Source organism: Pseudomonas sp. GCEP-101 (assembly GCF_025133575.1).
Classification (GTDB): Bacteria; Pseudomonadota; Gammaproteobacteria; order Pseudomonadales; family Pseudomonadaceae; genus Pseudomonas; species Pseudomonas nitroreducens_B.
Window position 1 is genome coordinate 3004126 of record NZ_CP104011.1, and the last position, 24091, is coordinate 3028216.

The 24091-nt window shown below is 63.7% G+C and carries 25 protein-coding genes; 15 read left to right on the forward strand and 10 right to left on the reverse strand.

The window, feature by feature from the left end; all coding sequences use genetic code 11:
• Positions 1-2: 2 nt before the first annotated feature.
• Positions 3-1151, reverse strand: a complete 1149-nt coding sequence (gene algW, locus N0B71_RS13755; RefSeq protein ID WP_259759377.1) for a Do family serine endopeptidase AlgW — start codon at positions 1149-1151, stop codon at positions 3-5.
• Positions 1152-1264: 113 nt separating this feature from the next.
• Here algW and N0B71_RS13760 point away from each other — a divergent pair, with 113 nt between their 5' ends.
• Positions 1265-2023, forward strand: a complete 759-nt coding sequence (locus N0B71_RS13760; protein ID WP_259759378.1) for a Nif3-like dinuclear metal center hexameric protein — start codon at positions 1265-1267, stop codon at positions 2021-2023.
• Between the two features lie 159 nt (positions 2024-2182).
• Here the strand turns inward: N0B71_RS13760 and mltB are convergent, their stop codons facing one another.
• Entirely contained in the window at positions 2183-3280 is a 1098-nt protein-coding gene (mltB, locus tag N0B71_RS13765; protein ID WP_259759379.1) for a lytic murein transglycosylase B, read from the reverse strand.
• Positions 3281-3584: 304 nt separating this feature from the next.
• Here mltB and cysD point away from each other — a divergent pair, with 304 nt between their 5' ends.
• The 3 genes from cysD (at position 3585) to N0B71_RS28280 (ending at position 6885) form a co-directional block, all read left to right on the forward strand.
• Complete coding sequence (cysD, locus tag N0B71_RS13770; RefSeq protein ID WP_259759380.1) at positions 3585-4502, forward strand: sulfate adenylyltransferase subunit CysD; 918 nt, start codon at positions 3585-3587, stop codon at positions 4500-4502.
• Between the two features lie 12 nt (positions 4503-4514).
• Positions 4515-6416 carry a sulfate adenylyltransferase subunit CysN gene (gene cysN / locus N0B71_RS13775; protein WP_259759381.1) on the forward strand — a complete coding sequence of 634 codons (1902 nt, stop codon included), beginning with the start codon at positions 4515-4517 and terminating at the stop codon, positions 6414-6416.
• 301 nt (positions 6417-6717) lie between these two features.
• Entirely contained in the window at positions 6718-6885 is a 168-nt protein-coding gene (locus tag N0B71_RS28280; protein WP_442964680.1) for a transposase, read from the forward strand.
• Between the two features lie 248 nt (positions 6886-7133).
• On the opposite strand, the gene N0B71_RS13785 is transcribed toward N0B71_RS28280, so the two are convergent.
• Positions 7134-7574 carry a YhcB family protein gene (locus N0B71_RS13785; protein ID WP_259759382.1) on the reverse strand — a complete coding sequence of 147 codons (441 nt, stop codon included), beginning with the start codon at positions 7572-7574 and terminating at the stop codon, positions 7134-7136.
• Between the two features lie 139 nt (positions 7575-7713).
• On the opposite strand from N0B71_RS13785, the gene N0B71_RS13790 reads away from it, so the two are divergent.
• From N0B71_RS13790 to zapE, 3 genes are all read left to right on the forward strand, one after another.
• On the forward strand, positions 7714-8340 hold the full coding sequence (locus N0B71_RS13790) for an alpha/beta hydrolase (protein WP_259759383.1): 627 nt from the start codon (positions 7714-7716) through the stop codon (positions 8338-8340).
• Between the two features lie 60 nt (positions 8341-8400).
• Positions 8401-9741 carry a tryptophan--tRNA ligase gene (locus tag N0B71_RS13795; RefSeq protein WP_259759384.1) on the forward strand — a complete coding sequence of 447 codons (1341 nt, stop codon included), beginning with the start codon at positions 8401-8403 and terminating at the stop codon, positions 9739-9741.
• 96 nt (positions 9742-9837) lie between these two features.
• Positions 9838-10932, forward strand: a complete 1095-nt coding sequence (zapE, locus tag N0B71_RS13800) for a cell division protein ZapE (RefSeq protein WP_259759385.1) — start codon at positions 9838-9840, stop codon at positions 10930-10932.
• A gap of 159 nt (positions 10933-11091) precedes the next feature.
• Here the strand turns inward: zapE and N0B71_RS13805 are convergent, their stop codons facing one another.
• Together N0B71_RS13805 and N0B71_RS13810 are read right to left on the reverse strand one after the other, a co-directional pair.
• Positions 11092-12057: a hypothetical protein gene (locus N0B71_RS13805; protein WP_259759386.1), complete on the reverse strand. Its 966-nt coding sequence runs from the start codon at positions 12055-12057 to the stop codon at positions 11092-11094.
• Positions 12058-12148: 91 nt separating this feature from the next.
• Complete coding sequence (locus N0B71_RS13810) at positions 12149-13048, reverse strand: GlxA family transcriptional regulator (RefSeq protein WP_259759563.1); 900 nt, start codon at positions 13046-13048, stop codon at positions 12149-12151.
• 252 nt (positions 13049-13300) lie between these two features.
• On the opposite strand from N0B71_RS13810, the gene N0B71_RS13815 reads away from it, so the two are divergent.
• Positions 13301-14446, forward strand: coding sequence for an acyl-CoA dehydrogenase family protein (locus N0B71_RS13815; RefSeq protein WP_259759387.1), 1146 nt, complete (start codon positions 13301-13303; stop codon positions 14444-14446).
• Positions 14447-14541: 95 nt separating this feature from the next.
• Here N0B71_RS13815 and N0B71_RS13820 read toward each other — a convergent pair whose 3' ends face one another.
• Positions 14542-15579 carry an NADP(H)-dependent aldo-keto reductase gene (locus N0B71_RS13820; protein ID WP_259759388.1) on the reverse strand — a complete coding sequence of 346 codons (1038 nt, stop codon included), beginning with the start codon at positions 15577-15579 and terminating at the stop codon, positions 14542-14544.
• Positions 15580-15824: 245 nt separating this feature from the next.
• Here N0B71_RS13820 and rplM point away from each other — a divergent pair, with 245 nt between their 5' ends.
• The 7 genes from rplM (at position 15825) to N0B71_RS13855 (ending at position 20623) form a co-directional block, all read left to right on the forward strand.
• Entirely contained in the window at positions 15825-16253 is a 429-nt protein-coding gene (rplM, locus tag N0B71_RS13825) for a 50S ribosomal protein L13 (protein WP_015475857.1), read from the forward strand.
• Positions 16254-16267: 14 nt separating this feature from the next.
• Positions 16268-16660: a 30S ribosomal protein S9 gene (gene rpsI, locus N0B71_RS13830; RefSeq protein WP_259759389.1), complete on the forward strand. Its 393-nt coding sequence runs from the start codon at positions 16268-16270 to the stop codon at positions 16658-16660.
• A gap of 252 nt (positions 16661-16912) precedes the next feature.
• Complete coding sequence (petA, locus tag N0B71_RS13835; RefSeq protein ID WP_259759390.1) at positions 16913-17503, forward strand: ubiquinol-cytochrome c reductase iron-sulfur subunit; 591 nt, start codon at positions 16913-16915, stop codon at positions 17501-17503.
• Positions 17503-18714: a cytochrome b gene (locus N0B71_RS13840; RefSeq protein WP_138521295.1), complete on the forward strand. Its 1212-nt coding sequence runs from the start codon at positions 17503-17505 to the stop codon at positions 18712-18714. Before petA ends, N0B71_RS13840 begins: the two co-directional genes overlap by 1 nt.
• Positions 18714-19496, forward strand: coding sequence for a cytochrome c1 (locus tag N0B71_RS13845; RefSeq protein ID WP_259759391.1), 783 nt, complete (start codon positions 18714-18716; stop codon positions 19494-19496). Before N0B71_RS13840 ends, N0B71_RS13845 begins: the two co-directional genes overlap by 1 nt.
• 93 nt (positions 19497-19589) lie before the next feature.
• Complete coding sequence (locus tag N0B71_RS13850; RefSeq protein WP_259759392.1) at positions 19590-20207, forward strand: glutathione S-transferase N-terminal domain-containing protein; 618 nt, start codon at positions 19590-19592, stop codon at positions 20205-20207.
• A gap of 11 nt (positions 20208-20218) precedes the next feature.
• Positions 20219-20623, forward strand: coding sequence for a ClpXP protease specificity-enhancing factor (locus N0B71_RS13855; protein ID WP_207883732.1), 405 nt, complete (start codon positions 20219-20221; stop codon positions 20621-20623).
• Between the two features lie 49 nt (positions 20624-20672).
• On the opposite strand, the gene N0B71_RS13860 is transcribed toward N0B71_RS13855, so the two are convergent.
• The 4 genes from N0B71_RS13860 to N0B71_RS13875 are packed head-to-tail and all read right to left on the reverse strand — an operon-like array spanning position 20673 to position 24058.
• On the reverse strand, positions 20673-21251 hold the full coding sequence (locus tag N0B71_RS13860) for a BON domain-containing protein (RefSeq protein WP_259759393.1): 579 nt from the start codon (positions 21249-21251) through the stop codon (positions 20673-20675).
• Positions 21248-21841: a phosphoheptose isomerase gene (locus N0B71_RS13865; RefSeq protein WP_017518113.1), complete on the reverse strand. Its 594-nt coding sequence runs from the start codon at positions 21839-21841 to the stop codon at positions 21248-21250. The genes N0B71_RS13860 and N0B71_RS13865 overlap by 4 nt, the downstream gene beginning before the upstream one ends.
• Before the next feature lie 28 nt (positions 21842-21869).
• A complete protein-coding gene (locus N0B71_RS13870; protein WP_259759394.1) occupies positions 21870-22247 on the reverse strand; it encodes a YraN family protein in 378 nt (125 codons plus the stop codon).
• Complete coding sequence (locus tag N0B71_RS13875) at positions 22244-24058, reverse strand: penicillin-binding protein activator (protein WP_259759395.1); 1815 nt, start codon at positions 24056-24058, stop codon at positions 22244-22246. The genes N0B71_RS13870 and N0B71_RS13875 overlap by 4 nt, the downstream gene beginning before the upstream one ends.
• Positions 24059-24091: the final 33 nt, after the last annotated feature.

Below are 24091 nucleotides of genomic sequence, written 5' to 3' on the forward strand. Positions count from 1 at the left end.
GATCAGTTGGCGTTGGGGGCCGGCGGCGGACGCAGGCCGACTTCGGCGTTGAGCGTCACCGGCTTGCCGTTGCGCAGCACTTCGATGGTGATCTTCTCGCCCGGCTTGGTACGCGCGACCTGGTTCATCGAGCGGCGGCCATCGCTGGCGGCCTCGCCATCGATGTTCAGGATGATGTCGCCCGGCAGCAGGCCGCCCTTGGCCGCGGGGCCGTCGCGGTAGACGCCGGCAACGACGATGCCGGCCTTGTCCTTGAGATCGAAGGATTCGGCCAGTTCCGGCGTCAGCGGCTGCACTTCGACGCCGAGCCAGCCTCGAATCACCTGGCCGTGCTCGATGATCGACTGCATGACTTCCAGCGCCAGCTTGGTCGGGATGGCGAAGCCGATGCCCTGGGAGCCGCCGGATTTGGAGAAGATCGCGGTGTTGATGCCGATCAGGTTGCCGTTGGCGTCCACCAGCGCACCGCCGGAGTTGCCCGGGTTGATCGCGGCGTCGGTCTGGATGAAGTCCTCGTAGGTGTTCAGGCCCAGCTGGTTGCGCCCGGTGGCGCTGATGATGCCCATGGTGACGGTCTGGCCGACGCCGAAGGGGTTGCCGATGGCCAGGCACACGTCGCCGGTGCGGATGCCATCTGAGCGGCCGAGCATGATCGAGGGCAGGTCCTTGAGGTCGATCTTCAGGACCGCGAGGTCGGTTTCCGGATCGCTGCCCACCAGGCGGGCGATGGTCTCGCGGCCATCGCGTAGGGCCACGACGATCTGGTCGGCCCCGGCGGTCACGTGGTTGTTGGTCAGCAGGTAGCCTTCGGGGCTCATGATCACCGCCGAACCCAGGCTGGACTCCATGCGCTTCTGCTGCGGCAGGTTATCCCCGAAGAAGCGCCGGAACAGCGGGTCGTCGAGCATCGAGTTGTTCGGCTTGCTGACCATCTTGGTGGTGTACAGGTTGGCCACGGCCGGCGACGAGCGGGTCACGGCATCGGCGTAGCTGACCGGGCCCTGTTGCAGGCGGCTGAGCAGCGGGGCTTGTTGCAGGTGCACTTCCTGCTGCGGAAGGCCGACCCATTGCGGGTTATGCTGGATGATCAGCAGCGCCAAGAGGACGCCAACCAGCACGGGCCAGCCGAGAAAACGCAGGGCCTTCAGCATCGAAGAAAATCCTTGGGGTTGCTTGGCCGGGGGAGGGCCGATAGGGTGGCGGCCATTATACGGGCGGCGAGCCAAGAAAATAGACGCTCGCAGCCGATGTTGGAGGAATTTCGATGGCAATCGCACTGAGCACGCTGGTCGAGGAAGCGGACCGTTTCCTCGAGGCGGCGAAGATCCAGGATTACTGCCCCAATGGCCTGCAGGTCGAGGGCCGGCCGCAGGTGCGCCGGATCGTTTCCGGGGTCACCGCCAGCCAGGCATTGCTGGATGCGGCCGTGGCGGCGGACGCCGATGTGGTGCTGGTCCACCATGGCTACTTCTGGAAAGGCGAGGACGCCCGCGTGGTGGGCATGAAGCAGCGTCGCCTGAAGACCCTGCTGACCAACGACATCAGCCTGCTGGCCTATCACCTGCCGCTGGACCTGCATGCCGACGTGGGCAACAACGTGCAGCTTGGCCGCCAGCTCGGCTTCGAGATCGAAGGCCCGCTGGAGCCGGGCAACCCGCGTTCCATCGTGCTGGTCGGCTCGCTGGCCGAGCCCATGCTGCCGAGCGATCTGGCGCGCCATGTGCGCGATGTGCTGGGCCGAGAACCGCTGTTGGTGGATGGTGGCCAGCCGATTCGCCGCATCGCCTGGTGCACCGGTGGCGCCCAGGGTTACATCGACCAGGCCATTGCCGCCGGCGTCGATGCCTACCTCACCGGGGAAGTCTCCGAGCAGACCGTGCACAGCGCCCGCGAGAACGGCATCAGCTTCATTGCCGCCGGGCACCACGCGACCGAACGCTATGGCGTGCAGGCCCTGGGCGACTATCTGGCCAAGCGCTTCGCCATCGAGCACCTGTTCATCGATTGCCCGAACCCGGCCTGATCCTTCGGCCCGGCAATCTTCGTGTAGGAGCGAGCGTGCTCGCGAACCCTGGCCGTGTGACTGGGGCTGTTCGCGAGCGAGCTCGCTCCTGCAGGTGAAACTCGATCCTCGCGGCAACGAAAAAGGCCGGCTCACTGAGCCGGCCTTTTTGCGTGTGCCTCAGCGGTAGCCGTGGCGCTGGCGATCGACCGCCTTGCCCAATTCCCACACCGCCATGGCGTAGTGGGTGCTGTGGTTGTAGCGGGTAATCACATAGAAGTTCGGCAGGCCGTACCAGTACTGGTAGGTGTTGCCCATGTCCAGGCGCAGCAGGCTCGCGGTCTTGTGGTTGCCCAGGGAGCCCTGGGGTTGCAGCCCGGCGCTCGCCAGCACGCCGATGGGGTATTGGGTCTTGAAGCCGTCTTCCAGCGAGCGGGCCTGGCCTATGGCGGGGATGGCCACCGGGTCGCCGGTGACCCAGCCGTGCTGCTTGAAGTAATTGGCCACGCTGCCGATGGCGTCGCGCGGGTTCCACAGGTCGCGGTGGCCGTCTCCGTCGAAGTCCACCGCGTACTTGGTGAACGAGGAGGGCATGAACTGCCCGTAGCCCATGGCGCCGGCATAGGAGCCGCGCATCTCCAGCGGGTTGTCGCCTTCCTTGCGCGCCTGCAGGAGGAACTGTTCCAGTTCGCCGCTGAAGAAATCGGCGCGCCGCGGGTAGGAGAACGACAAGGTGGCCAGCGCGTCGATGATCCGTGTCTTGCCCATTACACGGCCCCATCGGGTTTCCACGCCGATGATGCCGACGATGATTTCCGGCGGCACGCCATAGGTGCGCGAAGCGCGCTGCAGGTCGGCCTCGTATTCGTCCCAGAATTGCACGCCCTTCTGCACGTTGTCCGGGGTGAGGAACTTCTTCCGGTAGCGCAACCAGGCGCCGTTCGGGCCGCTGGGGGCGGTGTAGGTGGGCGCCTGGCGGTCCATCAGGCGGATGACCCAGTCGAGTTCGCGGGTCTGGGCGAACAGGTCCTGCAGGTCCTGGCGGTTGAAATTGTGCTGGCTCACCATGCGGTCGATGAAGCGCTGGGCATTGGCATTGCCGGCGAAGTCGCCGCGCAGCGGGGTGATCGGTTGCACCGAGCCGAATGCCGGGTGGGCGCTGGGAGTGATCAGGGTCGGTGTCTTCGGCTTCTGGGCCGGCTGTGGAGCGGGAGTCGGTTTGCTGCTGCACGCGGAAACGAAGAGGAGCAAAGGCAGGACAAAAGCGATGCGGCGCATGGGAAATCTTCTGGGGAGGAAAACGTGCCGCTATGCTAGCGCAGTGCCGGCTGGGCACAAGCCGGGAGCGCATCCTGGAAGCGGCTGACTCTGTTGCAGGAAAAGTCCCGGCGATATTTCGTTCCAGCACCCGTCCAGTCACCCTTCGGACGCGCGCCAAAAGCCGTTTTCGCACTGAGCGCGTATGGCTATATCGGTATATTTTTTCGGTATAACCCGCCATCCGGTTAGAGCCTTGCGCTGTGATAGAGTGCGCGCTCGTCTACGGCCCGCCGGCCGTCCATAAGCAATTCCGTGAGTAGCCATGGTCGACAAACTGACGCATCTGAAACAGCTGGAGGCCGAGAGCATCCACATCATCCGCGAGGTCGCCGCCGAGTTCGACAACCCGGTGATGCTGTACTCGATCGGCAAGGACAGCGCGGTGATGCTCCACCTCGCGCGCAAGGCTTTCTTCCCCGGCAAGCTGCCGTTCCCGGTGATGCATGTCGACACCCGCTGGAAATTCCAGGAGATGTACAAGTTCCGCACCAAGATGGTCGAGGAACTGGGCCTGGACCTGATCACCCACATCAACCCCGATGGCGTGGCGCAGGACATCAACCCCTTCACTCACGGTAGCGCCAAGCACACCGACATCATGAAGACCGAAGGCCTGAAGCAGGCCCTCGACAAGTACGGCTTCGACGCCGCCTTCGGTGGTGCCCGCCGCGACGAAGAGAAGTCCCGCGCCAAGGAGCGCGTCTACTCCTTCCGCGACAGCAAGCACCGCTGGGACCCGAAGAACCAGCGTCCGGAACTGTGGAACGTGTACAACGGCAAGGTGAAGAAGGGCGAGTCGATCCGCGTCTTCCCGCTGTCGAATTGGACCGAGCTGGACATCTGGCAATACATCTACCTGGAACAGATCCCGATCGTGCCGCTGTACTTCGCCGAAGAACGCGAAGTCATCGAAATGAACGGCTCGCTGATCATGATCGACGACGAGCGCATCCTCGAGCACCTCACGCCCGAGCAGAAGGCCAGCATCCAGAAGAAGATGGTGCGTTTCCGTACCCTGGGCTGCTACCCGCTGACCGGCGCGGTGGAATCCACCGCTACCACGTTGCCGGAAATCATCCAGGAAATGCTGCTGACGCGGACTTCCGAACGCCAGGGCCGGGTCATCGACCACGATGCCGCAGGCTCGATGGAAGAAAAGAAACGTCAGGGCTACTTCTAAGGTTCTCGCACCATGTCGCATCAATCCGATCTGATCAGCGAGGACATCCTCGCCTACCTGGCCCAGCACGAGCGCAAGGAACTGCTGCGCTTCCTCACCTGCGGCAACGTCGACGACGGCAAGAGCACCCTGATCGGGCGCCTGCTGCATGATTCCAAGATGATCTACGAGGACCACCTCGAGGCCATCACCCGCGATTCGAAGAAAGTCGGCACCACCGGCGACGACGTCGACCTGGCGCTGCTGGTCGACGGCCTCCAGGCCGAGCGCGAGCAGGGCATCACCATCGACGTGGCGTACCGCTACTTCAGCACCGCCAAGCGCAAGTTCATCATTGCCGACACCCCCGGCCATGAGCAGTACACCCGCAACATGGCCACCGGCGCGTCCACCTGCGATCTGGCCATCATCCTGATCGACGCCCGCTACGGCGTGCAGACCCAGACCCGCCGGCACAGCTTCATCGCGTCCCTGCTGGGCATCAAGCACATCGTCGTGGCCATCAACAAGATGGACCTCAAGGGCTTCGACGAGGGCGTGTTCGAGCAGATCAAGGCCGACTACCTGCAGTTCGCCGACAAGATCAACCTGAAGACCAACTCTTTGCACTTCGTGCCGATGTCGGCGCTGAAGGGCGACAACGTGGTCAACAAGTCCGAGCGCTCGCCGTGGTACACCGGCCAGTCGCTGATGGAAATCCTCGAGACCGTGGAAGTCGCGGGTGATCGCAACCTCGACGACATGCGCTTCCCGGTGCAGTACGTCAACCGCCCGAACCTGAACTTCCGCGGCTTTGCCGGCACCCTGGCGAGCGGCATCGTGCGCAAGGGCGATGAAGTCGTGGCCCTGCCGTCGGGCAAGGGCAGCAAGGTCAAGTCCATCGTCACCTTCGAAGGCGAGCTGGAGCAGGCCGGCCCGGGCCAGGCCATCACCCTGACCCTGGAAGACGAGATCGACGTTTCCCGCGGCGACATGCTGGTGCACGCCGACAACCGCCCGCAGGTAACCGACGGCTTTGACGCCATGCTGGTGTGGATGGCTGAAGAGCCGATGCTGCCGGGCAAGAAATACGACATCAAGCGCGCCACCAGCTATGTGCCGGGCTCGATCCCGAGCATCACCCACAAGGTGGACGTGAACACCCTGGAAGAGACCGCCGCCAGCGAACTCAAGCTCAACGAGATCGCCCGCGTGAAGGTCAGCCTGGATGCGCCCATCGCACTGGACGGCTACGACCAGAACCGCACCACCGGCGCCTTCATCGTCATCGACCGGCTGACCAATGGCACCGTCGGCGCCGGCATGATCATCGCCGCCCCGCAGGCGGGCCACGGCTCGGCCACCCACCACGGTGCCAATGCCCATGTCGCCCGTGAAGAGCGTGCCGCGCGCTTCGGCCAGCAACCGGCCACCGTGCTGTTCAGCGGCCTCTCCGGCGCCGGCAAGAGCACCCTGGCCTACGCCGTGGAGCGCAAGCTGTTCGACATGGGCCGTGCGGTCTACGTGCTGGATGGCCAGAACCTGCGCCATGACCTGAACAAGGGCCTGCCGCAGGACCGCGCCGGTCGCACCGAGAATTGGCTGCGCACCGCCCATGTGGCGCGTCAGTTCAACGAGGCCGGCCTGATCAGCCTGTGCGCCTTCGTCGCCCCGAGCGCCGAGGGCCGCGAGCGCGCCAAGTCGCTGATCGGCGCCGAGCGCCTGGTCACCGTCTACGTCCAGGCGTCCCCGCAGGTCTGCCGCGAACGCGACCCGCAGGGCCTGTACGCTGCCGGCCAGGACAACATTCCGGGCGAGTCCTTCCCCTACGACGTGCCGCTGGATGCCGATCTGGTGATCGACACCCAGAGCCAGTCGGTGGAAGAGGGCGTCAAGGCTGTTCTCGACCTGCTCCGCCAGCGCGGCGCGATCTGATCGCTCAGCGTTGACGAAAAGCCCCGCAGATGCGGGGCTTTTTCTTTTCCGATTCCCGACAACCCCGGCGCTTACCGCGGAAGCGCCTGCTTGTGTAGGAGCGGACCTTGTCCGCGAAATCCGGACATTTCATTCCAGGATGTCCGGCTATGTCCCATCCCGCTTTTCCTGAACTTCCAGGCCATCGCGCATTGCGCAAAGGCCGTTGTCTATCCCTGGCTATGTCTATCTGCTCACAGCGACCACGGAGCAACGTATTCCGCTATTTGCGGACTTCAAGACGGCCTGCGTTGCATCGTCGATGTTTACCCGACGTTCTGTGATTGGACGGAACAGGCTGCTCGCCTGGGTGTTGATGCAGGACCATGTTCATTGGCTGCTGGAGTTGGGCGTGGGGGAGGATCTAGCCAGGTCGGTGGGACGTATGAAGGCTGTCAGTGCGCGAGAGGTTCGTCGGTCGACGGGATAGCAGGGGGCCGTTTGGACACGGGCGTTTCATGATCGGATGTTGCGCCGGGAGGAGGATCTGGTTGCGGTTGCCCGTTACGTCGTGAGCAATCCGCTGCGTGCGGGATTGGTCAGAACGGTGAGGGAGTATTCCTTTTGGGATGCGGCGTGGTTGTGAGGATTTCGCGGACAAGGTCCGCTCCTACGGGAGCAGTTCGGTTCCCATGAAAAAGCCCCGCCGAGGCGGGGCTTTTTCTAAGGAGTCGAGACTCAGTACTTGCTCTTCAGCCCGTACGTCTCATCCAGCGTGCCCGGCCCTTCGCTGGGCTTGGGGGCGTAGTCGCGCGGTGCTTCGTTGTTTGCCGGCGGGGTCAGGCGCTCGCGGCGCTCGGGGTACTCGTCGGCGTGCAGGGCGGCCAGCAGGCGCTGCTTGGTCTGTTCGTCCAGGGCCAGGCGCTCGGCGCCCTCGGACAGGTGTTCCTGTACATCCTGATAGCTCTGGGTGAGCTTCTTCATCAGGCTGGCGGAGGTGCTGAAGTGGGTCACCACTTCGCGCTGGTAGCTGTCGAAACGATCCTGCATGTCATCCACCTGACGCTGCAGCTTGTTCGGCGCGGCGTTGGGCAGCAGGCGGGCGATCAGGAAGCCGATGCCGACCCCGACGATCAGGGCGAGTAGCGGCAGCAACCAGGTGGTGAGGGACTGTTCCACGCGAATCCTTCCTCTATAGACGGCTTTGCTTTACGTTAGCGGCTTGCACCTGTGCTTGTATACCGTGGCGAACGCTTCGCCGCCTGCGCAGGTATTGAGCTAGACGAGACGACCCGCCACGGGGTCACGGAGCTGTTGTTTGACCACCCGCGAAATCCCTCTGTTCCTCGACGGCCCCGACGGCCAGCTGGAAGCCCTGCACCTCGCCACGCCTGACGCCCGGGGCGTCGCGCTGATCTGCCACCCGCACCCGTTGTTCGCCGGCACCATGCAGAACAAGGTGGTCGCCACCCTGCAGCGCGCCGCGCGGGATGCAGGATACGCCACCCTGCGTTTCAATTTTCGTGGCGTGGGTCAGAGCGCCGGCAGTTATGCCGAGGGCCGCGGCGAGATCGACGATGCGCTGGCCGCCGCGCACTGGCTCGCCGAGCAACATCCGGGGCTGCCGTTGACGCTGATGGGCTTCTCCTTCGGCTCCTGCGTGGCGGGCAACGCCGCCGAGCGCCTGGAAGACCAGGGCGCCGAGCTCGCGCAACTGTTCATGCTGGCCCCGCCGGTCGAACGCTTCGACGTCGACCTGCCCGAGCGCTGCCCGCTCACGGTGATCCAGCCGGAGGCCGACGAAGTGGTCACGCCCGAGCGCGTGTATGCCTGGAGCGCCGAGCTGAGCAAGCCCCATGAGCTGATCCGCATGCCCGAGTGCAGCCATTTCTTCCACGGCAAGCTGATCGAGCTCAAGGACCTGATACAGGCCCGGCTCGCCTAGCCCGCCCAGCCGCGATACCATCCGGCCCGCCATTTCATTTGTGTTGATTCCTGGATTCCCATGACGACCCGTATCCTGACCGGCATCACCACCACCGGTACTCCGCACCTGGGCAACTACGCCGGCGCCATCCGCCCGGCCATCGTCGCCAGCCGCGATCCGCAGGCAGATTCCTTCTACTTCCTGGCCGACTACCACGCGCTGATCAAGTGCGATGACCCGGCGCGCATCCAGCGTTCGCGCCTGGAGATCGCCGCCACCTGGCTGGCCTGCGGCCTGGATGCGGACAAGGCGACCTTCTATCGCCAGTCCGATATTCCCGAAATCCCCGAACTGACCTGGCTGCTCACCTGCGTCAGCGCCAAGGGTCTGCTCAACCGCGCCCACGCCTACAAGGCCTCGGTGGACAAGAACGTCGAGGCCGGCGAAGACCCGGACGCCGGCGTCACCATGGGCCTGTACAGCTACCCGGTGTTGATGGCCGCGGACATCCTGATGTTCAACGCCCACAAGGTGCCGGTTGGCCGCGACCAGATCCAGCACGTGGAGATGGCCCGCGACATCGGCCAGCGCTTCAACCACCTGTTCGGCAACGGCAAGGAACTGTTCACCCTGCCCGAGGTGGTGATCGAGGAAGACGTGGCGACCCTGCCGGGCCTGGACGGGCGCAAGATGTCCAAGAGCTACGACAACACCATCCCGCTGTTCGGCAGCGCCAAGCAGCTCAAGGATGCCGTGGCGCGCATCGTCACCGACTCCCGTGCGCCGGGCGAGCCGAAGGATCCGGACAACTCGCACCTGTTCACGCTCTACCAGGCCTTCTCCACCCGCGAGCAGGAGGTTGCGTTCCGCGCCGAGCTGCTCGGTGGCCTGGCCTGGGGCGAAGCCAAGCAGCGCCTGTTCGAGCTGCTCGACAACGAGCTGGGCGAGGCCCGCGAGCGCTACCACGCGCTGATCACCCGTCCGGCCGACCTGGAAGACATCCTCCTGGCCGGCGCCGCCAAGGCGCGCCGCATTGCCACCCCGTTCCTCGGCGAGCTGCGCGAGGCCGTTGGCCTGCGCTCGTTCCGCGAGCAGGTGCAGGTGGCGACCGAGGGCAAGAAGAAAGCCGCCAAGGCTGCGCGCTTCGTCAGCTTCCGCGAGGACGACGGTTTCCGCTTCCGTCTGCTCGATGCCGCTGGCGAGCAACTGCTGCTGTCCATCGCCTTCGCTGACGGCAAGGCCGCCGGCCAGGTGACCAAGCGCCTGCAATCCGAGGCGCTGGATCTGCACGCCGAGCTGAACGCCTTCAGCGTGCGCCTGGATGGCGAAGCCGTGGCCTACAGCCCGGAGTTCTCCACCGACGCGGAACGCGACGCCGCCATGCAGCGTCTGCGCGAGGCCCTCGCTCCCCAGGAGTGACGGCCCTGGCTGGCCGGTCCGACTACCGGCCAATTGCCAAGCAACGGGGGCGCGGCTAAAGTGTGCGCCCCCGTTTTCGTTGCCTTGCTACCGATCATGACGCCTCTTCAGCGCTACCAGGAAGACCTCAAACGCCCCGATTTCTTCCACGACGCCGCCCAAGCGAACGCCGTGAAGCACCTGCAACGCCTCTACGACGACCTGGTCGCAGCCGACAAGGGCAAGTCCGGCCTGTTCGGCAAGCTGCTGGGCAAGAAGTCCCAGGAGCCGGTGAAGGGCCTGTATTTCTGGGGCGGCGTCGGTCGCGGCAAGACCTACCTGGTGGATACCTTCTTCGAAGCGCTGCCGTTCAAGCAGAAGATGCGCACGCACTTCCACCGCTTCATGAAGCGCGTCCACGAGGAAATGAAGACCCTCAAGGGCGAGAAGAACCCGCTGACCATCATCGGCAAGCGTTTCGCCGACGAGGCCCGGGTGATCTGCTTCGACGAATTCTTCGTCTCCGACATCACCGATGCGATGATCCTCGCGACCCTGCTGGAAGAGCTGTTCAAGAACGGCGTCAGCCTGGTGGCGACTTCCAACATCGTGCCGGACGGCCTGTACAAGGACGGCCTGCAGCGTGCCCGCTTCCTGCCGGCCATTGCCCTGGTCAAGCAGTACACCGAGGTGGTCAACGTCGACAGCGGCGTGGACTACCGCCTGCGAGCCCTGGAACAGGCCGAGCTGTACCACTGGCCGTTGTCGGAGCAAGCCGAGCAGGCCATGACCCGCGACTTCAAGGCGCTGACCCCGGAATGCGCCGCGGCCACCCGCGACGACGCGCTGATGATCGAGAATCGCGAGATCCGCGCGCGAATCACCTGCGATGACGTGGCCTGGTTCGAATTCCGCGAGCTATGCGACGGCCCGCGCAGCCAGAACGACTACATCGAGCTGGCGAAGATCTTCCACGCCATCCTGATTTCCAACGTCGAGCAGATGAACGTGGCCAAGGACGACATGGCCCGCCGCTTCATCAACCTGGTGGACGAGTTCTACGACCGCAACGTCAAGCTGATCCTCTCCGCCGAGGTGGAGCTCAAGGACCTGTACACCGGTGGCCGCCTGGAGTTCGAATTCCAGCGCACCCTGAGCCGCCTGCTGGAAATGCAGTCCCACGAATACCTGAGCCGTCCGCACCGTCCCTGATTGCCAGGTGAATGAAAAGGCTGCCCAAGGGCAGCCTTTTTCGTTTTGGCTCTTCGTAGGAGCGAGCTTGCTCGCGAACCGCCCGGCACTGGAGCTGCCGGGAAATGTTCGCGAGCAAGCTCGCTCCTACAAGAAAGGCATTCGGTGCGGTCGTTACGATCAGCGCTGGGCCATCTCCTGCTGCGCCTTCTTCAGCAGTTGCTGGGCATGGGCCACTTCCAGCGCCTCCATGGCGTTGATCGGCTTGATCGCCACGGCCTTCTTCAGCTGTTCCAGCGCCTTCTGCTCTTCGTCCTCGCCATACACATAGCCCAGCGCGTTGGCGTACTCGTAGTGGCCGATGGGCAGGTCGTCCGCGGCGTGGAAGGAGCGGGCGAAATATTGCTCCATCTTGTCCGCGCTGACCCCGTAGGTCATCTTGCCCACCAACTTGCCGACCTTGCGGATCACGCCGGCCTCGTAGCCGCCATAAAGCGCCAGGGCGAACGGCTGGTTCGGCTGCTGGGCCAGCAGGGCGTCCAGTTCCTTGGGAATATCGCTGGTGTAGCCGCGCTTGAGCACCACCGGCACCGGCAGGTCTTCGGCGAGGCGGGCCTTGGCGTAGGCGCGACCGAACTGGGCGATGGGGTCGGCATTGAGCAACGGACCGGCCTCGTCGGTGTAGCTGATGACTTCCTCCAGCAGGCGCTGCTTCTCGTCCTGAGTCGGCGCGAGGAACATGGCGTACAGCACCTGGGCGAACAGGCCGGGCACCTGGCCGCCGACGCCGAGCGCCAGGCCATCCTTTCTGGCCTGGGCGAAGTCGCCGCGGAACACCTTGCGCCAGACGTCCTGCAGCTTCTCGGCGTAGACCTGCGCTTCTTCCGGCTTTCCGCTGAAGCCGGTGCCGGCGGCCACGGTCTTCTCCAGGGCGTCGGGATGCTTCGTGGCCATGCTCACCACCCAGTCCGCATCCGGGAAGGGATAGTGGGCGCCGAAGCCGCGGGTCAGTCGTGGCCAGGCTTCGCGCAGCTTGTCGCCACTGTAGTCGAAGGCGCTCTGGTCGTAGGGGAAGGGTTTCCAGGTGTCGTCCGCCACAGCGTTCAGGCTGAAGACGGCCAGCAGGGCAAGCAGAAAGTGGCGCATGGCGATATCCCGATGGGTTCTTGTTGTCAGGTGCTGCCCCGATCATAGGGCGGCGCCTGAGTCCGTGAACCCATCCTAGGGATGGCCTGTTTCAGGCGTCCTTCTGTTCGTACTGGCGTCGGTAGTGGTTGGGCGACAGCCCGGTGTGCTGCCTGAACAGGCGGGCGAAGAAGCTGGCGTCGTCGTAACCGACTTCGTAGCTGATGGTCTTGATGCTCTTGCGGGTGGTGGACAACAGGTTGCGCGCCGTCTCGATGCGCAAGCGCTGCAGGTAATGCAGCGGCTTGTCACCGGTGGCCGCCTGGAAGCGCCGCATGAAGTTGCGAATGCTCATGCCGTGCTCCCGGGCCACGTCTTCGAAGCGGAACTTGTCGAAGAAGTGCTCCTCCAGCCAGTGCTGGATCTGCAGGATCGCCGGGTCGTGGTGCAGCTTCTGCCCACCGAAGCCCAGGCGGCCCGGCGTGTAGGTCCGCTGCACTTCGTAGAGGATGTCGCGGGCGACGCCCTGGGCCACGGCGGCGCCGCAGAAGTGCTCGATCAGGTAGATGTACAGGTCGCGCACCGAGGTCAGGCCGCTGGCGCTGTAGATGTTGTCGGCGTCGGCGATGTGCTTGTCCTGGTTGAGCAGCACCGTGGGATAGCGCTCGGCGAACTCGCGGAAGAATCGCCAGTAGGTGGTCGCTTCCTTGCCGTCGAGCAGGCCGGCTTCGGCGAGCCAGAACACGCCGGACACCTCGCCGCACAGGACGCAGCCCGCCGCATGGCGCTCGCGCAACCAGGGCAGCACCTGCGGGTAGAGGGTCAGCAGTTCGTCGAAGTCGCCCCAGAAGGCCGGAAGGATGATCAGCTCCGGTTCGTCCAGGGCGCCGTGCACCGGCAGGAGGTCGCCGCTGAAGCTCATCACTGGCTGGCCGTCGGGGCTGACGATGCGGGTTTCGAAGCTGGGTTGCAGACCGAGCCCCTGTTGCCGGCCATGGCGCAGGGCGGCCATGTGGAAGAAGTCCTTGGCCTGCATCAGCGTCGAGCCGAAGACACCATGGGTGGCGAGGATGCTGACGCGGCGCAGCATGCGGGAAGCGGGATTGGGCATCGGTTCTTGTACTTCTTATGGATGTCTTGGCATGACGCTAAAGCGGTCATGATGCGGCTGGATCGTCTTATTTTTTGGCGAAAGTGTCCAGTGCAGAGCGGTTCACGCTGGCCTACAGTCGGCCTTCCAATAACGCCAACAACCGATCCGCAGGTGCACCGCATGATTCCCAGAACCCTGTTCAGTTCCGACCACGAGCTGTTCCGCGACAGCGTCCGCAAGTTCCTCGAACAGGAGGCGGTGCCCTTCCATGCCCAGTGGGAGAAGGACGGTCACATCGACCGCACGCTGTGGAACAAGGCCGGCGAGGCCGGGATGCTCTGCTCGCACCTGCCCGAGGCCTACGGCGGCATGGCGGCGGACTTCCTCTACAGCGCGGTGGTGATCGAGGAGATCGGTCGCCTGGGTCTGACCGGTATCGGCTTCTCGCTGCATTCGGACATCGTCGCCCCGTACATCCTCCACTACGGCAGCGAGGAGCTGAAACAGCGCTATCTGCCCAAGCTGGTATCCGGCGAGATGGTCTCGGCCATCGCCATGACCGAGCCGGGCGCCGGCTCCGACTTGCAGGGCGTGAAGACCACCGCCGTGCTGGATGGCGACGAATACGTGATCAACGGTTCGAAGACCTTCATCACCAACGGCTGGCTGGCCGACCTGGTCATCGTGGTCGCCAAGACCGACCCCAAGGCGGGCGCCAAGGGCACCAGCCTGTTCCTGGTGGAGGCGGGCACGCCGGGCTTCACCAAGGGCAAGCGCCTGGAAAAAGTCGGCATGAAGGCCCAGGACACCTCCGAGCTGTTCTTCCAGGACGTGCGTATTCCGAAGGAAAACCTGCTGGGCAAGGACGGGCAGGGCTTCATTTATCTGATGCAGGAACTGCCCCAGGAGCGCCTGACCGTGGCGCTTGGCGCGCTGGCGTCGGCCGAGGCGGCGCTGAAATGGACACTGGACTACACGCGCGACCGCAAGGCTTTCGGAAAATCCGTTGCTGATTTCCAGAACACCCGCTTCAAGCTCGCGGAAATGGCCACCGAGATCCAGGTCGGCCGCGTCTTCGTCGACCGCTGCCTGGAGCAGCACCTGGAAGGCAAGCTGGATGTGCCCACCGCGGCCATGGCCAAGTACTGGACCACCGACTTGCAGTGCAAGGTGCTCGATGAGTGCGTGCAGTTGCACGGCGGCTACGGCTTCATGTGGGAATACCCCATCGCCCGCGCCTGGGCCGATGCCCGCGTGCAGCGCATCTATGCCGGCACCAACGAGATCATGAAGGAGATCATCGCCCGCGCGCTGTGACCGGCAGACTTCCGTAGGAGCGAGCTTGCTCGCGAACACTTCGCTGGCACTGGGGTGTCAGGCGGTTCGCGAGCAGGCTCGCTCCTGCGAAAGGCTCAAGGCGCCGGGTTGGGCTGGTCCTTGTGAATCGCCTCGATGCCGGCCAGCACCTCGTCGGAGAGCTTCAGGTCGAAGCTGTCGAGGTTGGCGTCCAGTTGCTCAAGGCTGGTGGCGCCGATGATGTTGCTGGTCACGAACGGCCGGCTGGTGACGAAGGCCAGGGCCATTTGCGCCGGGTCCAGGCCATGCTCCCGGGCGAGCGTCACATAGCGGTCGCAGGCGCTTTCGCTCTGCGGGTTGGTGTAGCGGGTGAAGCGGCTGAAAAGGCTGATCCGCGCATTGGCCGGGCGCGCGCCGCCGAAGTACTTGCCCGAGAGCATGCCAAAGGCCATGGGCGAATACGCCAGCAGGCCGATCTGTTCGCGGATGGCGATTTCCGCGAGGCCCACCTCGAAGCTGCGGTTGAGCAGGTTGTAGGGGTTCTGGATCGACACGGCGCGCGGCCAGCCACGCTCCTGGGCAATCTGCAGGAAGCGCATGGTGCCCCAGGGCGTTTCGTTGGACAGGCCGACGTGGCGGATCTTGCCGGCGCGCACCTGCTCGTCGAGCGCTTCCAACGTGTCTTCCAGCGCCGTGAAGCTCTCTTCCTTGTGCTGATAGCCCAATTGGCCGAAGAAGTTGGTGCTGCGCTCGGGCCAGTGCAACTGGTAGAGATCGATCCAGTCGGTCTGCAGGCGCTTGAGGCTGCCATCGAGCGCCGCGACGATATTCTTGCGGTCGAGCTTCGGCTGGCCGTCACGGATGTGGCTGATGGCGTTGCCGGGGCCGGCGATCTTGCTGGCCAGCACCCAGTCGGCGCGATCGCCGCGATGGGCGAACCAGTTGCCGATGATCTGTTCGGTGCGGGTGTAGGTCTGCGCGCGCGGCGGCACCGGGTACATCTCCGCCGTATCGATGAAATTCAGACCGGCGGCCTTGGCCCGCTCGATCTGCGCGAAAGCCTCGTCTTGCGTGTTCTGCTCGCCCCAGGTCATGGTCCCCAGGCAGAGGGCGCTGACTTTCAGTTCGGTGCGGCCGAGCGGGCGGTACTCCATGCAGATCTCCTCATGAAAACAAGTGCGTCATACGGTTGAAAATTCTGCCGGAATCTGCATAATTCCGCAGCCTTTCATCGGTGGGGGATGCCAAGCCTGCCGATCGATACATCTAGTCGTTACGGACGCACACCGACCCGAGCCCCAATTCGTGTCTGTCTTCGGCTGTCCTTGACTTGTCAAGGCAACCACTGTCCAGTAAGATTCGCCGTCTTATTTTCAGGCGGCCCCTGAGGCTATAACGAATGAAAACTTATACCGCGAAACCAGAAACTGTTAAGCGCGACTGGTTCGTCGTCGACGCTGCTGGCCTGACCCTGGGTCGTCTGGCTACCGAGATTGCTACCCGCCTGCGCGGCAAGCACAAGCCGGAATACACCCCGCACGTTGACACTGGCGACTACATCGTCGTCATCAACGCCGAGCAGGTTCGTGTCACTGGCGCCAAAGCTACCGACAAGATGTACTACCATCACTCGGGCTTCCCGGGCGGTATCAAGTCGATCAACTTCGAGAAGCTGATCGCCAAGGCTCCTGAGCGTGTTATCGAGACTGCCGTCAAAGGCATGCTGCCGAAGAACCCGCTGGGCCGCGACATGTACCGCAAGCTGAAAGTGTACAAGGGTGCCAACCACCCGCACACCGCTCAGCAGCCTCAAGAACTGAAGATTTAACGGGATAGCTCATTATGTCGGCGACTCAAAATTACGGCACTGGCCGTCGTAAGACCGCTACCGCTCGCGTCTTCCTGCGTCCGGGCACTGGCAAGATCTCCATCAACAACCGCACTATCGAGCAGTTCTTCGGTCGTGAGACCGCTCGCATGGTTGTCCGTCAGCCGCTCGAGCTGACCGAGAACACCGAGAAGTTCGATATCTACGTTACCGTCGTTGGCGGTGGTGTAAGCGGCCAGGCCGGTGCGATCCGTCACGGTATCACCCGCGCTCTGATCGAGTACGACGAGACCCTGCGCAGCCCGCTGCGTAAAGCCGGCTACGTCACTCGCGACGCTCGTGAAGTTGAACGTAAGAAAGTCGGTCTGCGCAAAGCGCGTAAGCGTCCGCAGTACTCCAAGCGTTAATACGACGCTTCGAAAAAAAAAACGCCCAGTTCCTTTGGACTGGGCGTTTTTTTATGTCTTCAATAAGTTCGTGCGGCAAGGTGTCGCATCCGCGCAAGCCGCGCGGCGCAAGGGTTCCAAGGGTTGTGTGACAGGCTATTACCTTGTCATCACAAGGGCTTTTCTTTACCATTTGGCGAATTTTTTGCGCGGCTCGAATTTTTACTTAAAAGCCTGATTTGAACAGGCTTGAAGCTGATGGGAGACGACTGAATGAGTAATGACGGCGTGAATGCAGGCCGGCGTCGCTTCCTTGTCGCGGCCACCTCGGTGGTCGGTGCGGCAGGAGCGGTCGGAGCTGCGGTCCCGTTCGTGGGGTCATGGTTCCCCAGTGCCAAGGCGAAGGCCGCTGGCGCGCCGGTGAAGGTCAACGTAGGGAAGATCGAGCCGGGCCAGCAGGTCGTGGCCGAGTGGCGGGGCAAGCCCGTTTTCCTGGTGCATCGCACCAAGGAAATGCTCGACGCGCTGCCGACCCTCGAAGGCCAGTTGTCCGACCCCGAGTCGAAAGCCTCGGAGCAGCCGGCGTACGTCGATCCCAAGCTGCGTTCGATCAAGCCTGAGCTGGCCGTGATCGTCGGTATCTGCACTCACCTGGGCTGCTCGCCGACCTTCCGCCCGGAAGTCGCTCCCGCGGACCTCGGTCCGGACTGGAAGGGTGGCTACTTCTGCCCCTGCCACGGCTCCCATTACGACCTCGCCGGCCGCGTTTACAAGGGACAGCCCGCGCCCCTGAACCTGCCGATTCCGCCCTATTCGCTTGATGGTGACGAGTTGACCATCGGTGTGGACCAGGAGAAAGCCTGATGAACAAGTTCATGGCTTGGGTCGATGCCCGCTTCCCCGCGACCAAGATGTGGGAAGACCATCTGAGCAAGTACTACGCCCCGAAGAACTTCAACTTCTGGTACTTCTTCGGCTCCCTCGCACTGCTGGTCCTGGTTAACCAGATCCTCACCGGTATCTGGCTGACCATGAGCTTCACCCCGTCGGCCGAAGAAGCGTTCGCGTCCGTCGAGTACATCATGCGCGATGTGGATTACGGCTGGATTATCCGCTACATGCACTCCACCGGTGCATCGGCGTTCTTCGTGGTCGTCTACCTGCACATGTTCCGCGGTCTGCTCTACGGCTCCTACCAGAAGCCGCGCGAACTGGTGTGGATCTTCGGCATGCTGATCTACCTCGCCCTGATGGCCGAGGCCTTCATGGGCTACCTGCTGCCCTGGGGCCAGATGTCCTACTGGGGTGCCCAGGTGATCATCTCGCTGTTCGGCGCCATTCCGGTAATCGGCGAAGACCTGTCCCAGTGGATCCGTGGTGACTTCCTGATCTCCGGCATCACCCTGAACCGCTTCTTCGCCCTGCACGTGATTGCCCTGCCGATCGTCCTGCTCGGCCTGGTCGTGCTGCACATCCTGGCGCTGCACGAAGTCGGCTCGAACAACCCCGACGGCGTCGATATCAAGAAGAAGAAGGACGAGAACGGCATCCCGCTGGACGGCATTCCGTTCCACCCGTACTACACCGTGAAAGACATCGTCGGCGTGGTGGTCTTCCTGTTCGTCTTCTGCACCGTGATCTTCTTCTTCCCGGAAATGGGCGGTTTCTTCCTCGAGAAGCCCAACTTCGAGATGGCGAACCAGTTCAAGACCCCGGATCACATTGCGCCGGTTTGGTACTTCACTCCGTTCTACGCCATCCTGCGCGCCGTTCCGGACAAGCTGATGGGCGTCATCGCCATGGGCGCCGCCATCGCCGTGCTGTTCGTGCTGCCGTGGCTGGACCGTAGCCCGGTTCGCTCGATCCGCTACAAGGGCTGGCTGAGCAAGATCTGGCTGGTGATCTTCGCGGTGTCCTTCGTCGTTCTCGGCTACTACGGCTCGCAAGCGCCGTCGCCGCTGGGCACCACGCTGTCGCGCCTGTGCACCATTCTGTATTTCGCCTTCTTCATCCTGATGCCGTTCTACACCCGGATGGAGAAAACCAAACCGGTTCCGGAAAGGGTGACTGGCTGATGAAAAAGCAATTCGCTGCATTTGTTCTGGCTCTGCTGCCTGTCTTCGGCTTCGCCGCCGAAGGCCATGGCCCGGCCCTGGATCGCGTCGATATCGACCTGACCGACAAGGCTGCCATGCAGGATGGCGCGCGTACCTTCGCCAACTACTGCATGGGCTGCCACAGCGCCAAGTTCCAGCGTTATGAGCGTGTCGGCCGTGATCTGGGTATCCCGGAAGAGCTGATGATGAGCCACCTGGTGTTCACCGGCGCGAAGATCGGTGATCACATGGACATCGGCATGAAGCCGGCTGACGCCAAGGTATGGTTCGGCGCTGCGCCGCCGGACCTGACCCTGGTCGCTCGCGTTCGTGGTACCGACTGGCTGTACACCTACCTGCGTTCGTTCTACGAAGATCCCAAGCGTCCGTGGGGCGTGAACAACAAGGTCTTCCCGAACGTCGGCATGCCGAACGTGCTGGTCAGCCTGCAGGGCCGCCAGGTCATCGGTTGCAAGCAGGTTCAGGTCGTCGAGGATGGCAAGAAGCAGTACGATCCCCTGACCGGTACTCCGCTGACCCACGAGGCCTGCGATCAGCTGACCATCGTGCCGAAGTCCGGCCAACTGACCGAAGCCCAGTTCGACGAGAAGGTGAAGAACCTGGTGACCTTCCTGGCTTATTCGGCTGACCCGAACAAGCTGGATTCTCACCGCATCGGCACCTACGTCCTGCTGTTCCTGGCCTTCTTCTTCGTGTTCGCCTATCTGCTCAAGCGCGAATACTGGAAGGACGTGCACTAAGCACCATCCGTCGTAGTAACAAGCGCGCGCCCTACGGGGCGCGCGTGCGTTTTTCTACCTCCCACAAGAAGATCCTGCGAGGAGGCGCGCGGCATGGCCGCAATCAACAAGCTCACCTGCTTCTCCGACCCTGCCTGCCATTACAGCCACCGCGTGCGCCTGGTGCTGGCGGAGAAGAGCGTCGTCGCCGATATCATCGACGTCCCCGCCGGCAACATCCCGGCCAAGCTCGCCGAAGTGAACCCCTATGGCAGTCTGCCGACGCTGGTCGATCGCGATCTCGCGCTCTACGAGTCGACAGTGGTCATGGAGTACCTCGATGAGCGTTATCCACATCCGCCGTTGCTTCCGGTCTATCCGGTGGCTCGCGCCAACAGCCGCTTGCTGATGCACCGCATCCAGCGCGACTGGTGCAGCCTGGTGGATCGCATCCTCGATACCCGCCGCAAGGACGCCGAACGAGCCTTGGCGCGCAAGGAGTTGCGTGAGAGCCTGACAGGTGTGTCGCCGCTGTTCGCCGACAAGGCGTTTTTTCTCAGTGACGAGTTGAGCCTGGTGGATTGCTGCCTGCTGCCGATCCTCTGGCGTCTGCCGATTCTGGGTATCGAGCTTCCGAGGCCGGCGAAGCCGCTACTGGATTACATGGAGCGACAGTTCTCGCGAGAAACTTTCCGTGCGAGCCTGTCCTCTATCGAACGTGATATGCGCTAAGGAGCCTGATGATGAACTCCAGTCGTCCCTACCTCGTGCGAGCCCTCTATGAGTGGATCGTCGACAACGGCTGCACGCCGCATATCCTGGTGAACTCCGAGTACCCGGGCGTGCGGGTGCCGCCGGGCTACGCCAGTGACGGCCAGATCGTGCTCAACGTCTCGCCGACCGCGGTGCGTCATCTGCAGATGGACAACGAGGCGGTGAGCTTCGAAGGTCGCTTCGGCGGCGTCGCCCAGAGCCTGTACATCCCGTCCCAGGCGGTGATGGCCATCTACGCGCGGGAGAACGGCCAGGGCATGGTCTTCGACCTGGAGCCGCCGGTGCCGACCGACGACGAGGATCTGCCCGATGACGGCCCCTCCGACGAGCCGCCGCGCCCCAGTGGCCGGCCCAGCTTGAAAGTGGTGAAGTAATAAAAAAGGCGACCCGAGGGTCGCCTTTTTCATGCCTGCGATCGAGTGATCAGTCGATGTACTCGAACAGGCGGACGATCTTCTGCACGCCGTCCACGCCCTGGACCACCTGGGTGGCCAGGTCGCCTTCCTTGCGGGTCACCAGGCCCAGCATGTAGACGATGCCGTTCTCGGTCAGGACCTTGATGCGGGTCGAGGGCACGTTCGCATCGGCGAGCATCTGGCTCTTGATCTTGGTGGTCAGCCAGGTGTCGTTGCTACGGGCAGCCAGGGAGGAGGGCTGCAGGATCTGCAACTCGTTGTGCACGGTCTTGACCTTCTGCACTTCCTTGGCGGCCTGTTCGGCCTTGTTCTTCAGGTCGGCGCGCGGCGTCTGGCCTGCCAGCAGCACCACGCCGTTGTAGCTGATCACCACGATGTGGGAATTGCGGTCGAGGTCCGGATCGGCCTTGGCGACGTTCACGGCCACTTTGGTTTCGATCAGCGAATCGTCGATCTTGCTGCCAAGGGTGCGGGTGCCCTTGTCATCGTCGATCGGCTTGTCGCGGGTGGCGCTGACGAAACTGGTGCAGCCACCCAGTGCCATGGTCACGGCCAGAGCGGCTGCGATCAGAGGGGTACGGGTCATTCTTCACTCCCGAACAGTTGACGGTCGATGAGGTCGCACAGGCAATGGATCACCAGCAGGTGGACTTCCTGGATGCGTGCGGTGACCTTGGCCGGAACGCGGATTTCCACGTCCTCGGGCAGCAGCAGCGATGCCATGTTGCCGCCGTCGCGGCCGGTCAGAGCTACGACAACCATTTCGCGATCATGTGCGGCCTGGATCGCCTGGATGACGTTCGCGGAGTTGCCGCTGGTGGAAATCGCCAGCAGCACGTCACCCGGTTGGCCCAGAGCGCGGATCTGCTTGGAGAAGACTTCGTTGTAGCTGTAGTCGTTGGCGATCGAGGTAATGGTCGAGCTGTCGGTGGTCAGGGCGACGGCCGGCAGGCTCGGGCGCTCGCGCTCGAAACGGTTCAGCAGTTCGGAGGAGAAGTGCTGTGCATCGCCGGCGGAGCCGCCATTGCCGCAGGAGAGAATCTTGCCCTCGTTCAGCAGGGCATTGACCATGACCATGCTGGCCTGCTCGATATGCGGGATGAGCACCTCGGTGGCCTGTTGCTTGGTCTCGATGCTGGCATGGAAGAGCTGGCGGATACGGGATTGCATGTCCATCAGGTGTGACCTTTCGTCGGGCGTCTGATCAGGTGTCAAAAGCGTTGGGAATCCAGTTCAAATGCCCTGCGCAGCCTGGGGTGCGAGCGTCGATGGCGACGATGTCGAACCGGCAGGGATGGCTGCTCCAGCGGGCATTCTGTTGCAGGAAGAGTTCGGCGGAGATGGTCAGGCGCTGACGCTTGCGCCAGTCGACGCTTTCCAGCGCTCCTCCCCAGGCGGAATGCCGGCGGGAGCGAACTTCGACGAATACTACTGTATCGCCGTCCAGCATGACCAGATCGAGCTCTCCTCGGCGGCACATCCAGTTCTGCGCCAGGAGGCGCAATCCATGCTGCTGCAGATGGGCCAGGGCGGCGGCTTCAGCCTGCCGCCCGGCCTTCTGGGTAGGGCTGTTGCCGATCAAATACCGCTGTTCTCCAGCGGCTGGACCTGGCCGTTCTTGAACTCGGCCCAGGGCAGGCGGCGCTCCACGCGCTGGCCGGCGCTCACGCTCAGGGTGCCGGTGAGGCCGTCCAGCTGCATGCTCGGTACCGCTTTGAGCTCCGGCAGGCGCGGCGCCAGCTGGTAGGCGTCGGCGCCCATGGCGTACAGGCGGCCGAGGCTGCCATTGGCGGCTGGCCACTGGCTGGCGACCTGCTGGCGCAGGGCGTTGTTCGGATTCAGCAGCCACGGGGTCTCGCAGAAGCGAATGCCGTTCAGGTCCTGGTCCTGGGCCGGGTTGTTCGTCCCGCTGTACAGGTTGGAGGTGGCATACACCGGCAGGTCGCCCGCGTACTGGAAGGCCAGGGTCGGCTTGATCTGGCGGGCCTGCTGCGGCGTGGCGGCGAGGAAGATGAAGTCGATGTCCTGGCGGCGCGACGGCTGGGTGTCGACGCTGCTGTCGAGCACGCCCTGCAGGCGCTTGGCGCGGCCTTCGCTCTGGCGCAGTTGCAGCAGGTCGGCGATCTGGCGGGCCAGCTCCACCGGCTGGTCGACATGTTCGGAGGCGATCAGGGTGCCCCCGGCGGCCTGCCAGTTGCGGCTGAAGGAGGCGAGAACGCGATCGCCCCATTCGCCACGCGGCACCAGGGCAACAGCGCGGCGCATGCCATCGTTCCAGGCGCGGTTGGCGACTTCGCGGGCTTCATCCTCGGCAGACAGGCCGAACTGGAACAGTTGCGCCGGGCCTTCCTGGTTGCTATCGGCATAGTTCAGGGCCAGGGTGGTGATCGGCAGTTGCGGCTGGGCGCTCATCTGCTTGACCAGGTTCTTCTCCAGCGGGCCGACGACCAGCTGTACGCCATCGGCCTGGGCCTGGCGGTAGAACTCGTCCAGCGAGCGCAGCTGGCTGCTGTCGTAGAGCTTGATCGCCGGTTGCGGCTGGCCGCTCTGCTGCGCCTGGTAGTGGGCGGCGATGAAGCCGTCCTGCAGGGCCTTGGCGACGGAGGCGAGCTGGCCTTGCTGCGGCAGCAGCAGGGCGATCTTGTTCAGCGGCTGGGCGGCCAGGGACTTCAGCTTGGTCAGGGCTTCCGGCAGTTGCTTGGCAGCCGGGTGATCCGGGTTCTGTGCGACCCAGTTGTCGATGTTCGACTGCTGTTCCTTCAGGGTCGAGGACGTCTTGGTGATGCGCGCCAGTTGCAGCCAACCGTTCAGGTCGCCTTCGTTGCTGTTGGCCTGCATCTGGTCGACCGGCAGGCTGGAAACCAGCTTCCAGATCTCTTCGTGGTTGGCCTTGCTCGCCTCGGCGTTGAGCAACGGGTCGATGAATACGCGTTCGCGGGCGGCGCTCAGGGCCTGGCCGTCGGCGGCCAGGGCGAGGGATTTGACCATGCCGGCGCGGGCTTGCAGGTCCACGGGCATTTCGCCCAGGCGCTGGAAGCTGGGGTGGTCGAATGCCTTCAGCGCGGCCTTGGTCTTGTTGCGGGCCAGTTCCAGCTGGGCGCGCAGGGTGCTGGCGAACACCTGCTGGGCGGGCTTCAGGCTGTCCAGCGGGATCTGGTCGAGGATCTGCGTGGAGCGGCCGATATCCTTCTGCTTATACGCAAGGTCAGCAGCGGACAGGCGCAGGACGGCGGCGTCGTCCGGCTTGGCGGTGGAGGCCTGCTGCAGCAGCTGTTCGATGCTGGCGTCCGGCGTGCGCGGCAGTTCGCCGAGATTGGACGACGGGGAGGACGCACAGGCGGCGAGCATGCCGGCCAGGAACAGAGCGGATAGCGGACGCAGGCGAGCGATCATATCGGGCTTCTCGTGACGCATTCAAAGAGCTGC

Bases quoted from the DNA above. Each gene is read 5' to 3' on its own strand.
- algW (WP_259759377.1), bottom strand. From the start codon at position 1,151: ATGCTGAAGGCCCTGCGTTTTCTCGGCTGGCCCGTGCTGGTTGGCGTC.
- cysD (WP_259759380.1), top strand. From the start codon at position 3,585: ATGGTCGACAAACTGACGCATCTGAAACAGCTGGAGGCCGAGAGCATC.
- N0B71_RS13845 (WP_259759391.1), top strand. From the start codon at position 18,714: ATGAAAAAGCAATTCGCTGCATTTGTTCTGGCTCTGCTGCCTGTCTTC.
- rplM (WP_015475857.1), top strand. From the start codon at position 15,825: ATGAAAACTTATACCGCGAAACCAGAAACTGTTAAGCGCGACTGGTTC.
- N0B71_RS13875 (WP_259759395.1), bottom strand. From the start codon at position 24,058: ATGATCGCTCGCCTGCGTCCGCTATCCGCTCTGTTCCTGGCCGGCATG.
- N0B71_RS13865 (WP_017518113.1), bottom strand. From the start codon at position 21,841: ATGGACATGCAATCCCGTATCCGCCAGCTCTTCCATGCCAGCATCGAG.
- N0B71_RS13860 (WP_259759393.1), bottom strand. From the start codon at position 21,251: ATGACCCGTACCCCTCTGATCGCAGCCGCTCTGGCCGTGACCATGGCA.
- N0B71_RS13805 (WP_259759386.1), bottom strand. From the start codon at position 12,057: ATGCGCCACTTTCTGCTTGCCCTGCTGGCCGTCTTCAGCCTGAACGCT.
- mltB (WP_259759379.1), bottom strand. From the start codon at position 3,280: ATGCGCCGCATCGCTTTTGTCCTGCCTTTGCTCCTCTTCGTTTCCGCG.
- zapE (WP_259759385.1), top strand. From the start codon at position 9,838: ATGACGCCTCTTCAGCGCTACCAGGAAGACCTCAAACGCCCCGATTTC.
- rpsI (WP_259759389.1), top strand. From the start codon at position 16,268: ATGTCGGCGACTCAAAATTACGGCACTGGCCGTCGTAAGACCGCTACC.
- N0B71_RS13855 (WP_207883732.1), top strand. From the start codon at position 20,219: ATGAACTCCAGTCGTCCCTACCTCGTGCGAGCCCTCTATGAGTGGATC.
- cysN (WP_259759381.1), top strand. From the start codon at position 4,515: ATGTCGCATCAATCCGATCTGATCAGCGAGGACATCCTCGCCTACCTG.
- N0B71_RS13850 (WP_259759392.1), top strand. From the start codon at position 19,590: ATGGCCGCAATCAACAAGCTCACCTGCTTCTCCGACCCTGCCTGCCAT.
- N0B71_RS28280 (WP_442964680.1), top strand. From the start codon at position 6,718: ATGTTTACCCGACGTTCTGTGATTGGACGGAACAGGCTGCTCGCCTGG.
- N0B71_RS13820 (WP_259759388.1), bottom strand. From the start codon at position 15,579: ATGGAGTACCGCCCGCTCGGCCGCACCGAACTGAAAGTCAGCGCCCTC.
- N0B71_RS13840 (WP_138521295.1), top strand. From the start codon at position 17,503: ATGAACAAGTTCATGGCTTGGGTCGATGCCCGCTTCCCCGCGACCAAG.
- N0B71_RS13810 (WP_259759563.1), bottom strand. From the start codon at position 13,048: ATGGCCGCCCTGCGCCATGGCCGGCAACAGGGGCTCGGTCTGCAACCC.
- petA (WP_259759390.1), top strand. From the start codon at position 16,913: ATGAGTAATGACGGCGTGAATGCAGGCCGGCGTCGCTTCCTTGTCGCG.
- N0B71_RS13795 (WP_259759384.1), top strand. From the start codon at position 8,401: ATGACGACCCGTATCCTGACCGGCATCACCACCACCGGTACTCCGCAC.
- N0B71_RS13760 (WP_259759378.1), top strand. From the start codon at position 1,265: ATGGCAATCGCACTGAGCACGCTGGTCGAGGAAGCGGACCGTTTCCTC.